General features: G+C 58.4%; 12 protein-coding genes and 4 tRNA genes. 11 read left to right on the top strand and 5 right to left on the bottom strand.

The annotated features are described in order from the left end of the window. Nucleotides 1-22 precede the first annotated feature (22 nt). Nucleotides 23-1,897: an MFS transporter gene (locus PMI36_RS16515; protein ID WP_008071552.1), complete on the top strand. Its 1,875-nt coding sequence runs from the start codon at nt 23-25 to the stop codon at nt 1,895-1,897. Between the two features lie 97 nt (nt 1,898-1,994). Here the strand turns inward: PMI36_RS16515 and sugE are convergent, their stop codons facing one another. The 3 genes from sugE to rdgC form a co-directional block, all read right to left on the bottom strand. Beyond that, nucleotides 1,995-2,309, bottom strand: coding sequence for a quaternary ammonium compound efflux SMR transporter SugE (sugE, locus tag PMI36_RS16510; RefSeq protein WP_008071553.1), 315 nt, complete (start codon nt 2,307-2,309; stop codon nt 1,995-1,997). A 119-nt stretch (nt 2,310-2,428) separates the two neighbouring features. Beyond that, nucleotides 2,429-3,394 (bottom strand): bile acid:sodium symporter family protein, encoded by a 966-nt coding sequence (locus PMI36_RS16505; protein ID WP_007898902.1) that lies wholly within the window; start codon nt 3,392-3,394, stop codon nt 2,429-2,431. Nucleotides 3,395-3,539: 145 nt separating this feature from the next. After that, nucleotides 3,540-4,460 (bottom strand): recombination-associated protein RdgC, encoded by a 921-nt coding sequence (rdgC, locus tag PMI36_RS16500; RefSeq protein ID WP_007898901.1) that lies wholly within the window; start codon nt 4,458-4,460, stop codon nt 3,540-3,542. A gap of 160 nt (nt 4,461-4,620) precedes the next feature. Between rdgC and PMI36_RS16495 the strand changes: the two genes are divergently transcribed. The 4 genes from PMI36_RS16495 to PMI36_RS16480 all read left to right on the top strand — a co-directional run bounded on the left by PMI36_RS16495 (nt 4,621) and on the right by PMI36_RS16480 (nt 5,151). Next, nucleotides 4,621-4,696, top strand: a tRNA-Val gene (locus tag PMI36_RS16495). A gap of 18 nt (nt 4,697-4,714) precedes the next feature. Beyond that, nucleotides 4,715-4,791 (top strand) — tRNA-Asp (locus PMI36_RS16490). Between the two features lie 188 nt (nt 4,792-4,979). After that, a tRNA-Val gene (locus PMI36_RS16485) sits at nt 4,980-5,055 on the top strand. Nucleotides 5,056-5,074: 19 nt separating this feature from the next. Then, nucleotides 5,075-5,151: transfer RNA gene (locus PMI36_RS16480), tRNA-Asp, on the top strand. 273 nt (nt 5,152-5,424) lie between these two features. On the opposite strand, the gene PMI36_RS16475 is transcribed toward PMI36_RS16480, so the two are convergent. Both PMI36_RS16475 and PMI36_RS16470 read right to left on the bottom strand, forming a co-directional pair. Further along, nucleotides 5,425-6,561, bottom strand: a complete 1,137-nt coding sequence (locus PMI36_RS16475) for a catalase family protein (RefSeq protein ID WP_008071554.1) — start codon at nt 6,559-6,561, stop codon at nt 5,425-5,427. 3 nt (nt 6,562-6,564) lie between these two features. Further along, nucleotides 6,565-8,397, bottom strand: coding sequence for a di-heme-cytochrome C peroxidase (locus tag PMI36_RS16470; RefSeq protein WP_008071555.1), 1,833 nt, complete (start codon nt 8,395-8,397; stop codon nt 6,565-6,567). Between the two features lie 269 nt (nt 8,398-8,666). Here PMI36_RS16470 and PMI36_RS16465 point away from each other — a divergent pair, with 269 nt between their 5' ends. From PMI36_RS16465 to PMI36_RS16440, 6 genes are all read left to right on the top strand, one after another. After that, the gene (locus PMI36_RS16465; protein WP_007898896.1) at nt 8,667-9,380 is read left to right on the top strand and encodes an FKBP-type peptidyl-prolyl cis-trans isomerase; all 714 of its coding nucleotides are present in this window, start codon (nt 8,667-8,669) and stop codon (nt 9,378-9,380) included. Nucleotides 9,381-9,674: 294 nt separating this feature from the next. After that, nucleotides 9,675-10,130, top strand: coding sequence for a YkvA family protein (locus tag PMI36_RS16460; protein ID WP_007898895.1), 456 nt, complete (start codon nt 9,675-9,677; stop codon nt 10,128-10,130). Nucleotides 10,131-10,245: 115 nt separating this feature from the next. After that, entirely contained in the window at nt 10,246-10,587 is a 342-nt protein-coding gene (locus PMI36_RS16455; protein WP_007898894.1) for a helix-turn-helix domain-containing protein, read from the top strand. Beyond that, entirely contained in the window at nt 10,584-10,955 is a 372-nt protein-coding gene (locus PMI36_RS16450; protein ID WP_007898892.1) for a hypothetical protein, read from the top strand. The genes PMI36_RS16455 and PMI36_RS16450 overlap by 4 nt, the downstream gene beginning before the upstream one ends. Beyond that, on the top strand, nt 10,956-11,363 hold the full coding sequence (locus PMI36_RS16445; RefSeq protein ID WP_008071557.1) for a tetratricopeptide repeat protein: 408 nt from the start codon (nt 10,956-10,958) through the stop codon (nt 11,361-11,363). Nucleotides 11,364-11,601: 238 nt separating this feature from the next. Further along, nucleotides 11,602-14,183, top strand: a 2,582-nt coding sequence (locus PMI36_RS16440; RefSeq protein ID WP_008071558.1) for a DUF6531 domain-containing protein, incomplete at its 3' end; no start/stop codon positions are given.

A 14,183-nucleotide genomic window follows, 5' to 3' on the forward strand; every position in this document is an offset into this window, starting at 1 on the left:
CAACATCAGGGACACATGGAAGATGAGTCACCCCTCGCAGTTCACCTTGCTTCGCACTCGGCGCTTCCTGCCGTTTTTTGTCACGCAGTCGCTGGGGGCCTTCAACGACAACATTTTCAAGCAGTCGTTGATCCTTGCCATTTTGTACAAGTTGACCATCGAGGGTGACCGCTCGATCTGGGTCAACTTGTGTGCGTTGCTGTTTATCTTGCCGTTTTTCCTGTTCTCGGCCCTGGCGGGGCAGTTCGGGGAAAAGTTTGCCAAGGACGCGCTGATCCGTCTGATCAAGCTTGGGGAAATTGTCATCATGGCGGTGGGTGCGGTCGGTTTCATGTTCGATCACCTGTCGCTGATGCTGGTCGCGTTGTTTGCCATGGGCACCCACTCGGCGCTGTTCGGGCCGGTGAAGTACTCGATCCTGCCGCAGGCCTTGCGCGAAGAAGAGCTGGTGGGCGGCAACGGCCTGGTGGAAATGGGCACTTTCCTGGCGATTCTCGCCGGGACCATTGGTGCCGGTATCATGATGTCGGCCGGCAACTATGCGCCGGTCGTGTCCACGGCAATCATCGGCATCGCCGTGCTCGGTTACCTGGCCAGCCGCAGCATTCCCCGGGCTGCCGCGGCATCGCCGGAAATGCGTTTGAACTGGAACATTTTCAGCCAGTCCTGGGCTACCTTGAAGTTGGGCCTGGGGCAAACTCCGGCAGTATCGCGTTCGATCGTCGGCAACTCATGGTTCTGGTTTGTCGGGGCGATTTATCTGACGCAGATCCCGGCGTATGCCAAGGAATGGATGCACGGCGACGAGACGGTGGTGACGCTGATTCTTACCGTGTTTTCGGTCGGTATCGCACTGGGTTCGATGCTCTGCGAGAAACTCTCCGGGCGCAAAGTCGAGATCGGTCTGGTGCCGTTTGGCTCATTCGGTCTGACGGTGTTTGGCCTGTTGCTGTGGTGGCACTCCGGCGCGATTCCAGACAGCGTTGCCGGTCATGGCTGGATCGAAGTCCTTGGGTTCGGTCACGCCTGGCTGGTGTTGATCGACATTCTTGGTCTTGGGGTCTTCGGCGGTTTCTACATCGTGCCACTGTATGCGCTGATCCAGTCGCGTACTGTCGAGAACGAACGGGCGCGAGTGATCGCCGCCAACAACATTCTTAACGCCCTGTTCATGGTGGTCTCTGCGATTGTGTCGATCGTCTTGCTGAGCATTGCCAAGCTGTCGATCCCGCAGCTGTTCCTGGTGGTGTCGCTGCTGAACATTGGCGTCAATGCTTACATCTTCAAAATCGTCCCCGAGTTCAGCATGCGCTTCATGATCTGGCTGCTTGGCCATTCCATGTACCGCGTTGAGCATCGCAATCTGGAGCTGATTCCCGATGAAGGCGCGGCATTGCTGGTTTGCAACCATGTGTCGTTCGTCGATGCGTTGCTGATTGGCGGCGCAGTGCGTCGGCCGATTCGCTTTGTGATGTATTACAAAATCTACAATCTGCCGGTGCTGAGCTTCATCTTCCGTACGGCGGGGACGATTCCGATTGCCGGACGTCAGGAAGACATTCAGATCTACGAAAAAGCCTTCACCCGCATCGCCCAGTATCTGAAGGACGGCGAACTGGTGTGCATTTTCCCTGAAGGCAAGTTGACCGCCGATGGCGAGATCAACGAGTTCAAGGGCGGGCTGACACGGATTCTCGAAGAAACGCCGGTGCCGGTGATTCCGCTGGCATTGCAGGGGTTGTGGGGGAGTTTCTTCAGTCGCGATCCGAACAAGGGGATGTTTCGTCGGTTGTGGTCGCGGGTGACATTGGTGGCGGGGCCGGCGGTGGCCGTTGAAGTGGCTGAACCGGCGACACTGCAAGGGTTGGTGGGGGAATTGCGTGGGGGCGTCAGGTAGTCGGTGATTTTGCGGGCCTCTTCGCGAGCAAGCCCGCTCCCACATTGGGAATGCGGTCAAATGTGGGAGCGGGCTTGCTCGCGAAAGCGGTAGTGGCCTAAGCGCTAACCTTGAGCCCAACCAACCCGGCAATAATCAACGCCACACTCGCCAGCCGAAACAACGCCATGGACTCACCAAACAAAATGATCCCGGCGATCACCGTGCCCACCGCACCCACGCCAGTCCAGATCGCATAGGCCGTGCCCAGCGGCAATTCCTTCATGGCAAGGCCCAGCAGGCCAAGGCTGATCGCCATGGCCGCGATGGTCAGTGCGGTAGGAAGAGGGCGGCTGAAACCGTCGGTGTATTTCAGGCCGACGGCCCAGCCGACTTCGAACAGGCCGGCGAGAAACAGAATGATCCAGGACATCAGAGACCTCCATCGATGGATGGGGTCGTCCCCGGATTAATGATTCGATCGAGCCGCAGGGTCGTCCCCGCGTTGCGCAATAGAGTGCCCATCATTAACCCGAGGATCAAGTTATCAGCTTAATCCGCCGCCTGCTGAGCGGCGATTTGCCGGTCTTCTTTCTCGCTCATACGACGGAAATACGTTGAGAGCAGTGCTCCGGAAATGTTGTGCCAGACGCTGAACAACGCGCTTGGCACCGCTGCCAGCGGCGAGAAGTGCGCACTGGCCAGGGCCGCGCCCAGGCCGGAGTTCTGCATGCCGACTTCCAGTGCCAGGGATTTGCGCTGGGCCAGTGGCAGGTTGAACAGGCGCCCGGTGAAGTAACCCAACAAGTAGCCGAAGCTGTTGTGCAACATCACCACGGCCATGATCAGCAGGCCGGATTCGGCAATCTTCGCCTGGCTGGCAGCCACCACGGCAGTGACGATGATCACGATGCTCACCACCGACACCAGTGGCAACACGTCTACCGCGTGACGAACCCGATCACCGAGTACGCGCTGGGCAACCACGCCGAGCACGATCGGCAGCAGCACGACTTGCAGGATCGACCAGAACAGCTCCATGAACGACACCGGCAACCAGGCCGAAGCCAGTAGCCAGATCAGCGCTGGCGTCAGCAGCGGAGCGAGGAGGGTAGTGACGGCGGCAATGGCCACCGACAACGCCAGATCGCCACGCGCCAGCCAGGTCATCACGTTCGAGGAGGTGCCGCTTGGGCAGCAGCCGACCAGAATCACCCCGACGGCGATCTCTGGCGGCAGGTGGAAAACCTGGCAGAGTAACCACGCCACACCGGGCATGATCACGAAATGGGCGACTACGCCCAGCGCCACGCGCCACGGATGGCGAGCGACTTCGGCGAAGTCTTCAAGCTTGAGGGTCAGGCCCATGCCGAACATCACCAGACCCAGCAGCGGTACGATGGCGCCTTTCAAGCCGATGAACCAGGTCGGTTGCACAAACGCCACCACGGCGAAAATCAGTACCCAGTAAGCGAAGGTGTTGCCGACAAAACGACTCAATGCAGCCAGTGCGCGCATGGCCTGATCCTTGTTATTCAATACCAACACAGATCCAATGTGGGAGCGGGCTTGCTCGCGAAGGCGTCATAACATTCAACATCGATCTTGAATGTTATGACGCCTTCGCGAGCAAGCCCGCTCCCACAGTAGAGATCACAAGTCTTTAGATCCCTTGCGGGGTCTCTTCGCCACCCAACGCTTCAACCATCGCCGGCAGGAAGTCACCGAAGGTCAGCATCATCAGGGTAAAGCTGGCGTCCAATTGACCCAGGGCTTCGTCGCCACCGTCCTGTTCCGCCTGATCCTGCAGCAGGTCTTCGAACTTCAGGCGCTTGACCACCATTTTGTCGTCAAGCACGAACGACAGTTTGTCCTGCCAGGCCAGCGACAGTTGAGTGACCACTTTGCCGGTGCTCAGGTGCAGCTGGATTTCTTCGCTGGTCAGGTCCTGACGCTTGCAGCGCACGATGCCGCCGTCTTCGTGGGTGTCACGCAGTTCGCACTCGTCCAGCACGAAGAAATCGTCCGCGGCTTTCTGGGTGGTGACCCACTCGGTCATGGTGGCGGTCGGCGACATCTTCACTGTCAGCGGACGCACCGGCAGCGAGCCGATCACTTCGCGCAGGGTGGAGAGCAGGTCTTCGGCGCGTTTCGGGCTGGCCGAGTTAACCAGGATCAGGCCTTGTTTCGGCGCGATGGCGGCGAAGGTCGACGAACGACGGATAAAGGCGCGGGGCAGGAAGGCCTGGATGATTTCATCCTTGATCTGATCGCGTTCCTTTTTGTAGACCTTGCGCATTTGTTCGGCTTCGATCTCTTCGACCTTTTCCTTCACTGCGTCACGCACGACGCTGCCCGGCAGAATGCGTTCTTCCTTACGGGCGGCGATCAGCAGGAAGTCGCCGCTGATGTGCACCAGTGGCGCGTCTTCGCCCTTGCCGAATGGCGCGACGAAACCGTAGGTGGTCAACTCCTGGCTTGCACATGGACGCGCCAGTTTGGTGGCCAGTGCAGTTTCCAACGCCTCGGCATCAAAAGGCAGATCTTGGGTCAGGCGATAGATAAGCAGGTTCTTGAACCACATGGGGTGAGTCTCTCCTTTATACAAAGGGGGGCATTATTGTCCTCCGTGTGCCATAGGCCAACCCTTCTCTAAGCCTTTGGAAGGCCTGAGAAAATTAATTAAAAAAGTGCTTGCCAGAGGTTGGGTCGCTACGTAGAATGCGCGCCACACCGAAAGTGAAGGGTGATTAGCTCAGCTGGGAGAGCGTCTGCCTTACAAGCAGAATGTCGGCGGTTCGATCCCGTCATCACCCACCATTCGCTTTAGTGTTACGCGCAGCGGTAGTTCAGTCGGTTAGAATACCGGCCTGTCACGCCGGGGGTCGCGGGTTCGAGTCCCGTCCGCTGCGCCATATTCGGTAACCTGGAACGCTGAACGCCAGGTCACCAAGGAAAAGCCCGCTAACGCGGGTTTTTTTCTGCCTGAGGTTCCTGCAGGGTGTGTCGTTTTACCGGTTTTCAGATTTTTTTTGATTTTTTATCAATTAAATCAACACTTTATGAAAATCTGTGGCACAATGCGCCCCGCAACGAAGGTAAAGGGTGATTAGCTCAGCTGGGAGAGCGTCTGCCTTACAAGCAGAATGTCGGCGGTTCGATCCCGTCATCACCCACCACTTACTTTCAACGCTACGCGCAGCGGTAGTTCAGTCGGTTAGAATACCGGCCTGTCACGCCGGGGGTCGCGGGTTCGAGTCCCGTCCGCTGCGCCATATTCGGTATCTGGAACGCTGAACGCCAGATCACCACAGAAAGCCCGCTTAATGCGGGCTTTTTGCTGTCTGGGATTTGGCTTTGTAGCGAATCCACTGAAAAAGCGACCCGAACAGGTCAATACCGGTCAGTTAAGCGCGGAACCTGTGGGAGCGGGCTTGCCCGCGATAGCGACCTGTCTGGCGCATCAATTATGAATGTGCTGCCGTCATCGCGGGCAAGCCCGCTCCCACATGGATTGCGCTTGACTGGCATTACCCGAACAGGTCGCTTTATTGTTCGGCGTTACGACTGTGCCGGTAGTCGCTGACGGCCTCATACACCGCTTTTCGCAACCGGTTGATCCCGCCAATCGGCCTATGGGCTTCAAGCCCGAACCATGGGTTGAACGACAGGTTGTCGCATTGCAGGTTCAGCGCCGGGGTGTCGAAATCCTGGGCAGGCAGTTTGAACCGGGCCACGGTTTCGAAGGGCGCGTCGCTTTCGTTCCACTCGATACTGGTGTCTTCGATCGGCATGTACTTGCCCGCATCCTGACGCTGGATCTGTAAAACGAAACAGGCCGGCACCCGATCGGTCGACAGCTGCTGGTTCAGCGCGCTGCGCAGGAAATTCGGCAGGTTTTGATTTTGCGTGGGCAGCGCGTAGACCGGGCAGCTATCAGGGTCCGGCATCACGCGGAATTTAGCGTTAGCTTTACCGAACTTGTACGGCGAAACCGAAAAGTAAGTGGTCTGCGTCGGGCTTGCCGGGGCAGGGGAGAGCGTCGCCAGCGCAATAAACAGATGGCGAACCTGCCACGTGCGCGGGTCCCAGCCCGGGAAGAACGCCATCGCCTTTTTGCCATCAGCCTGAGCAGCCACATTCTGACGATACTCTGCGACATCGCTGACAAAGAAGTTCGGATGGTTGAACATCACGAAGTCCTGTTCGCTGTGCCCTTGTCGGTCACTCAGCAACTGTTTACCAGGCACATCGAATAGTTTGATGGCCATGCCCCGGGCATCGCGGATGCTATCGAACTGCGGATACGCATTGCCGTTGGACAGCCGTATCGTCGCTTGCCAGGTTTTGCCGGGCTCGCTGAACACGCCTTGGCGTAACTCAGCCGTCAAATCCGACAGCACCTGTACCTCGGCCTTCACGCAGCCATGGGCCTTGGCATGGGCATCGCGCAGGTAGCGGGTGCTTTCCCGGTGTTGATCGACGATACGTACGGCCGTCTGGATGATGTCCTGGGTCATTGCCGCTTCGCCGTCCGGAATCAGTTCTTCAGCCGATACCGGGCCGCGATGCTGCCAGGCGGACCAGGCCATGGTCAGCGCCCAGCCGAGCAGGCCCAGACCCAACAACCACAGCAGGGTTTTGCCGAGGAAGGCGCCCAGGCGCAACCAGAGAGTGATCAGCATGGGTCAATCCTTTTGACTGAGGCGGCGGTCTGGCAATTGCGACTCCATTGGGCCGCCCAACACTTTCAGGTATTCCAGCAGCGCCCAGCGTTCCTCCGGTTGCAGCAGACGACCAATGACGCCGTTACCGCGTTCACCTGCGCGGAACTCGTGACCGCTGTTGTGATTACCGGTAATGCGCGTGTCGAACACAAAACCGTTGGTGAAGGCTTCGGTGCGATAGCCCAAGTGTTTAGGGTCATATTCGAAGGTGCCTTTGTAGAACGTGGTCGCGCGTTCACTTTGTGGCGAGAGCAATTGATAAAGACTCGGTACCGAACCGTTGTGCAGAAACGGCGGCGTGGCCCAGACGCCCGCCAAAGGTCGGGCCTTGTAGCTACGCAACTCCTGAACGCCGATCGGCAGGCCGAATCCGTCCAGGTTCGGGCGCTCTGCGGGTATCACTTTGGCTTCGCGGTAGGCCTGGTTGCCCACGAAAGCAGTGACGTAGGCCAGTCCCTTGGCCACGGACAATTGGCTCATATCCAAGGGTTCTGTGGGTTTGGGATGCAGTTGTACGTCCAGTTGCGCAAGCTCCGCCGGATCCCACTGTAAAGCCGTCAGATCGAAGCGATGATCGGCAATGTTGTTGGCGGCGCCGGGGTCTGTGCCAATGACCTCCACAGGCAGCAATTTCAGATGTTGCACCGGTCTGCCGTCGCTTTGGGTGACGCGGGGGGCATGACACCCGGCGCAATTTTCAGCGAACAGTTCGCGGCCTTTTGCGGCCAGGGGCTTGTCGATGTTGCCCAGCAGGGCTTCCGGCCAGGCAGGCGGTTTGAGTCGCTGCAGGGTTTCTTCGATCCGATGCAGATCGCGCACCCGGACGCTGGACGGGTAGCGGTCGTCGCCCTTGAGCGGCTGCCCGCTGCTGTCGAAGAAATTCAGCGTGGCGCCCACACCCAAGGCTTCGCCGATATTACGGGCCATCGGTTGCTGCGCCGAACCGTTCCACTGCACCCAGTCGAAGGTCCACATGTCCCACAGTTGCGGGTAGTCCACCGGAGCGTTGGCCACACGGTAGTTGGCGGGTGAGATCGCGTCGCCGAAGCTGGCGTTGGCAATGCGCCCGAAGGCGTCGGTGCGGCCGGGGCCTTCTTCGGTGGGGTAGAGGCCGCGATGGGTGTCGTTCCAGGCCACTTTCAAGAAGGTATCGAGTGAGACTTTAAAATCCTGGCGTAGTTGTTGATGCCGTGCGTCGTAGTCCTGACCCAGAACGTTGCGGGCGAAACGTTCGAATTTCCAGGGGTTGTAGTAAGTCGAAGCGAGGCTGGCCACCAGTGCCTGGCCGAAGCTGCCGCCACGCAGGGTAGGGACGCTGGACGGCAACACATGCTGGGCCGAGCCGCCGTCGATGCGCACGGCTTGGCCATTGAAGCGTATTTCGCCGGTATGGCAGGCAGCGCAAGTGATGTCCAGATACTCGTCCTGGCTGCCAGGGTTTTGATGACGGGCAAAACCGACGGGCAAGTTACCAGGATTGTTCGGTGTGGCTTTCTGGCTCGGGTCGATCAGAAAACCAAAGCGTGCGAGGTATTCAGGAGCAGCGAATCGTTTTTGTGAGAAGGGCAATTCAAGGGCATTGAACCAGTCATAGCGCAAGCCTTTGACCTGGGTACCCTGAGGGGTGAAGTAGTAAGCCTGTCGGTCGGCGGCGCTCCATTGCTCCAGGTAATTTACCTGTTGCGCCGGTGACCAGGCCGGCAATTTCGGGTTGGCGACGTAATACAGCACTACGGCGAGGCCCAGCCCCAGCAATACTGCGATCAGGATCAGCAAGCGGAATATGAGGCGCACGATAAACGTCCTTGTCAGTTTGTAACTCTCTTATGCCTCAGCTCACGAAGTGCGGCAAGAGGCCATTACGCCAGAGTCTGTGGGAACCGGCCCTCAAGTCCGTAAGAGCGAAATGACAGAAGCTTCATCCTTCTATAGCCAAAATGCGTTTAAACACCTGAACTTATCAGACGTTTCCTGCTCTCATGCCGGTAGCCATTGGTCGTGGCGGCCTGATAAGCTCGCGGCTTTACTCGATTGCCCTTTAGGCGCATGAACAAGGAAATAGCATGAAACAGCATCGGTTGGCGGCGGCGGTGGCCCTGGTTGGCCTGGTACTTGCGGGTTGTGATTCGCAGACCAGCGTAGAGCTGAAAACCCCGGCGCAAAAAGCTTCCTACGGTATCGGCCTGAACATGGGCAAAAGCCTGGCTCAGGAAGGCATGGATGATCTGGATTCCAAAGCGGTAGCCCAGGGCATCGAAGATGCCGTCGGCAAGAAAGAACAGAAGCTGAAAGATGAAGAGCTGGTTGAAGCCTTCGCTGCATTGCAAAAGCGTGCTGAAGAGCGTTTGGCCAAGATGAGCGAAGAGTCGGCAGCCGCTGGCAAGAAATTCCTCGAAGAGAACGGCAAGAAAGCGGGTGTCACCACCACGGCTTCCGGCCTGCAATACGAAGTGGTCAAGAAAGCCGACGGCGCTCAGCCTAAGCCGACCGACGTAGTGACTGTTCACTACACCGGTAAATTGACCAATGGCACCGTTTTCGACAGTTCCGTCGAGCGCGGCAGCCCGATCGATCTGCCGGTCAGCGGTGTGATTCCGGGTTGGGTTGAAGGCCTGCAACTGATGCACGTTGGCGAGAAGTACAAGCTGTACATCCCTAGTGAACTGGCTTACGGCGCCCAAAGCCCAAGCCCGGCGATTCCAGCCAACTCGGTACTGGTATTCGACCTGGAGCTGTTGGCCATCAAGGATCCAGCAAAACAAGACGCCCCCAAGTAATTCGCGTCTGCTTTAAAAACAACGCCTCGCTTATGCGGGGCGTTGTTGCATCTGGCGTTCAGTGGAGGTAAACAAAGCGAACGGATGCGGTACGCTGAAGTCATAGCCAGTGAGGGCGCTCGAGCTAGACGGGCCAGAACGCCAAGTCAATGAAATCTTGGGTTTTTTTATGTGAGTAAAAAACGCCCGATCTGAGTCAGGCCCTTATGAAACGGGGCTTTCAGCGGTGAAATGCAGCTCTGTTCACAAGGTTATCCACAATTTGTGTGGATAACATTTCAGCGGGAGTAATAAATGAAAACGCCCTGGAATTTTGCTCGTTTCCTGCCTCTGGCTGGACGCCTGCTCGCCCGTGGTCGTTTGCCGACCCTGTTGTTCGCGGTTGCCAGCAAAGGCGCGAGCCAGGGCAATCGTCTGGGCAAGCTCAAAGATGATCTGCGTTTGTTACAGGCACTCTGCCTGGCCTACTGGCGTGGTGAGTACCGGGCCATCAGCCCCAAAGCATTGGTTTCGGTGGTGGCCGGCCTGATGTATTTCCTGAGCCCGGTGGATGCGATCCCGGATTTCATCCCGGTATTCGGCATGCTCGACGACATTGCCGTACTGGCCTGGTTGATGAAAGTTCTCGATGACGAACTCAACGCCTTCCGCGCTTGGCGCAAGCGTCAGCTGCCGGAGAAGCTTGCGGTAGTCGAACGCTTGCCTGATACCCCCGAACAACTGCAGCTTCAGGGGCCGAAAAAAAACTGAGCCGATTCAAAATCCTCCAGATATTCATACCCCCCCGCGACCTTGGCCGCTGTTAGGATTACACTTCTAAGGAAAAGCGCCGACTCGCTAAGTGTCGTTGTCCTACGGGGTAGTCATGGATATTCAGATAATTACACGCGAAGGCGAGCCCGAATATGCGGTTCTGCCATGGGCTCAGTATCAGGCTCTACTGAAAGCAGCAGGCATCAAGCAACAACCACCGCGTGACGCCACAGCGCCTCCCGCGGCGGCACCAGACCAGATTCTTCCGGGTCTGGATCAACTACGCAATTTGCGCGAAGGGAAGGGCATCGCCATTGAGGCGCTCGCCCGCACGGTAGGCATCAGCCCGTCATATCTCGCCTTGATCGAAAGCGGTGAGCGTCAACCCGACGCTGCTATTCGCCGCAGCCTCGCCTGGGAATTGACGGTGCCAGGATGGAGGGATGAATCGTGAGCGTACGCATAAGTCGTCAACATTGGGACGGATTGCTGGGGGAGCTGGATCAGGCGCGTCGTCAGCGCCATCTTTTGACTTATCGGGCGTTGCTGGAGCGTTTGCAACTACCCACGCCGGCCATGCAAACCTTGACCGCAGCCCTTGAGCACCTGGCCGCACTGGATGCCAGAGCCGAGCAGCCGTTGCGCAGCTCGTTGGTGATCAGCCAGGGGGCCAGCCGCTTGCCGCGCACCGGCTTCTTTGAATGTGTCGAGCGACTCGGGCGCTTTTCCGGCCCGTCCGATGGCGTGGCTGCCGCGTCCTGGCATGCCTCGGAAGTGGTGCGGGTGTTCGAATACGAGTACCCCGAATCGGCGGAAGCCTGAGTGTTTTTACGACTCAAGGCGCGGGCCAGTTACTGGTTGGCCCGCCGGTTGTTCCACTGGTCGTGGTTTGTGCGTCAGCCGCGAGGCTGGAGCTGGCTCGAGGGCCAGTTTGCGCGTATGGCGAACCTGGGTGATGTCGGCGCCCAGAGCTTCTACGGCCACATTCTGACCTTTCGCGGCGTCGGTCTTGGCGCACGCGAGGAGGGTGTGCGATTACTGCGCCTGGCCGCGTTGGCGGGGGATGGCAAGGCGGCCTATCAGGTTGGCGTGATCTGCCTTGCGGGAACGCCGAGCAAGGCGCCGGATCCGGTGGAAGCGGCTCGCTGGTGGGAAATGGCGGCGAAGGCCGGGCATCCGCTGGCTGAACTTAAATTGAAAGAATTGGCGTCCCGCGGTTCTACGGATTAAATAATTGTGTGTCTGACAAATTAACGTGGCGTGAGGGAAACCTACCGCCACGTTTTGTTTCTGGTTGCTTTAGTAATGAGTTGATCGCTTTTAGCGAATTGCCCTACAGCAACATCATCCTTTCCCGACTTCTTTCCTGATTGATCCCCCGCAAAGTCCCCGCGCCTAATTTTCTGCGCCAGGGATTGCTCATGTTCGAACCGATTTTTAACCCCGCCTCCTATCGTTCGGTGCTTTGATGGAGCACGTCACCCGGATCGAACAGGAACTCGACAGTTTTCCAGACACCCTGACGCTCTATCGCGAACAGCTCAAAAAATGGTTCAGCCAGGCCGCGGACAACGTCAGTCACATGGCGGATCTGCCGTCGCTGATGGGTATGGAACGCAAGATCAAGCTGGGAAATACCAGCAAGTCGGTCAGTAGTCGCGATGACGATTTTTTCTCCAGCGTTGCGCAGTGCCCGGACAGCGGGATTCTGGAGATCGAGAGCAAGTTCGAATCGGTTTATGACATTCCCCTGGGCAACATTCAGGTCGATGTGATCGCGGTTGAGGGTGGGGAGTCGACACCGGTCACCCTCGATAAAAACGGCAAGGGAACATTCCGAGGGAAAGAGGGCAGGTTCTACCGCGTTCATGTTCACAACGAAGTTACGCCGCAGCAGGTTGAAGATCTTTTCTCTTCCTACGACGGGCTGACCCAAGAGTTGGAAGGGTGGCTGCGTAAAGAGTGGGAAGGCTTTAAGCCGCAATGGTCACAGTCGACTTTTATAGCCGCTGGTAACGGATTGCTGGCAGGCAGTTGGGCGGCGGTCGTGGGCGTTTGGGACAGCCTCAGCCTGCTCTCGGACATTCTTCAGGATCCCCGCAAGTTCGTTGAACGGTTGGGCAGCGGCGCCGATGAATTGGTCAAGCTTGCGCAGACGGCGCCAGAGGTCATGGCAAAAGTCCAGCTGCTGGCCAGTGACGAAGCGGCGCTTTGTTTGCTGCTGCGCACCGCGAGTCTGTGGCTGGAAATGCTCCCGCCCAGCGAGATCGCTGGCAACTCGGCAGAGGTGACCAGCCAAGTCATTGTCTCGGTGCTGATCGATATTCTGATTGCTTCGGCACTGGCTTTTACGCGAGTCGGGATCCCTGCCGCCAAAGCCTATCTCACCGCTCGCGGGCTCAAGTACGGGGCGTTGCTGGCTGGTCTGGCGATGCGCTTCGTCGAGGCCACTTTCACTATCCTCAACACCTTCATGGAGTACGTCGACCGCTATAAGAAAGTCGCCGCGCGCGGTGTTGCAGCGGGACTGAAAAAGGGTCGCATGCAACTGCGCTGGGATGCCAAACGCAATACCACGCTCAAACAAAACGAACACCACGACGACGCGTCGAAGCAGGCCACCAACCCCAACGGCGACAGCGCTGACTCCGCGGATAAAACCGCGACCAACAAATGCCCGGTCTCGATGGTCACCGGCGAAGAGCTGCTGACCCTCACCGACGGTTCGCTGGACGGCATCCTGCCGTTCGACTTCACCCGCCTCTATCGCACCAGCGCCGCCGAAATCGACGACGGCCTCGGCTTTGGCTGGAGTCACTCGCTCGCCCATCGCCTGGAAATGGATGGCGATCAGGTCATCTGGATCGACCACGAAAACCGTCGCACCACCTTCCCGTTGCCATCGATTGAGCGCCCGGCGATCCACAACAGTTTGTCGCGCGCGGCGATTTATCTGGGCGATGAATCGGAAGAACTGATCCTCGCCCAGGCCGGCGAAGAACCGCGTTTCTATCACTTTCACAACGGTCGTCTGACGACGATCAGCGACGCCTACAACAACCGCTTGCGCATCGCCCGCGACCGCCAGCAGCGCATCCAGCGCCTCGACAACGGCGCCGGCCGTTCGCTGCTGTTTTGCTATGAACGCAGGCACCTCGTCGCCATTGAATACCAGTCGTTTCATCCCACCGATGCAGTGGGTGAAGCCTGGCATACAGAGCAGACACTGGTTTTCTATCGCTACGACGCCCGCCAACGCTTGATCGAAGCAACCAATGCCGCCGGTGAAAGCGAGCGTTACGATTACGACGACCAGCACGTGATTCTGCAGCGGCAACTGGCCGGTGGCGCGAGTTTCTTCTGGGAGTGGGAACGGTCCGGCAAGGCGGCGCGTTGCATCCGCCATTGGGCGTCGTTCGCGCAGATGGAGGCGCGCTACGTCTGGGATGACCAAGGCAGTGTCACCGTCCAGAACCTCGATGGCAGCGAAGAGGTTTACGTCCACGATGACCGGGCGCGGCTGGTGCGCAAGGTTGAGCTGAACGGTGGCGAACACCTCAAGGCCTATGACGAACAGGGCCGCTTGGTGGCCGAGCAGGATCCGCTCGGGGCCGTCACTGAATACCGTTATGACGAAGTCGGACGGTTGGTGGCGCTGATTCCGCCGCAAGACGAGCCAACATCCTACGAATACCGCAACGGTTTCTTGCATGCGCGCTATCACGGCAAAGCGGTGTGGAAATACCAGCGCAATGTTCAGGGGGATGTCACCGAAGCCACCGATCCGGATGGCCAGGCCACTCACTGTCACCACGACGCTCAGGGGCGTTTGCTGTCAATCCGCTACCCGGACACCAGTCGGCATGTCTTCATCTGGAACGGGCTGGGACAACTACTCGAAGAGACCTTGCCGGACGGCGGTCAGCGGCGCTTTTCCTACGACGCGCTAGGCCGGCAGACGACCCGTCAGGACGAACACGGTGCCGTCACCCAGTACCAATGGGATGCCGTCGGCCGACTGGTTCAGACGACACTTCCCACCGGCGCCAC

Source organism: Pseudomonas sp. GM79 (assembly GCF_000282495.1).
GTDB lineage: Bacteria > Pseudomonadota > Gammaproteobacteria > Pseudomonadales > Pseudomonadaceae > Aquipseudomonas.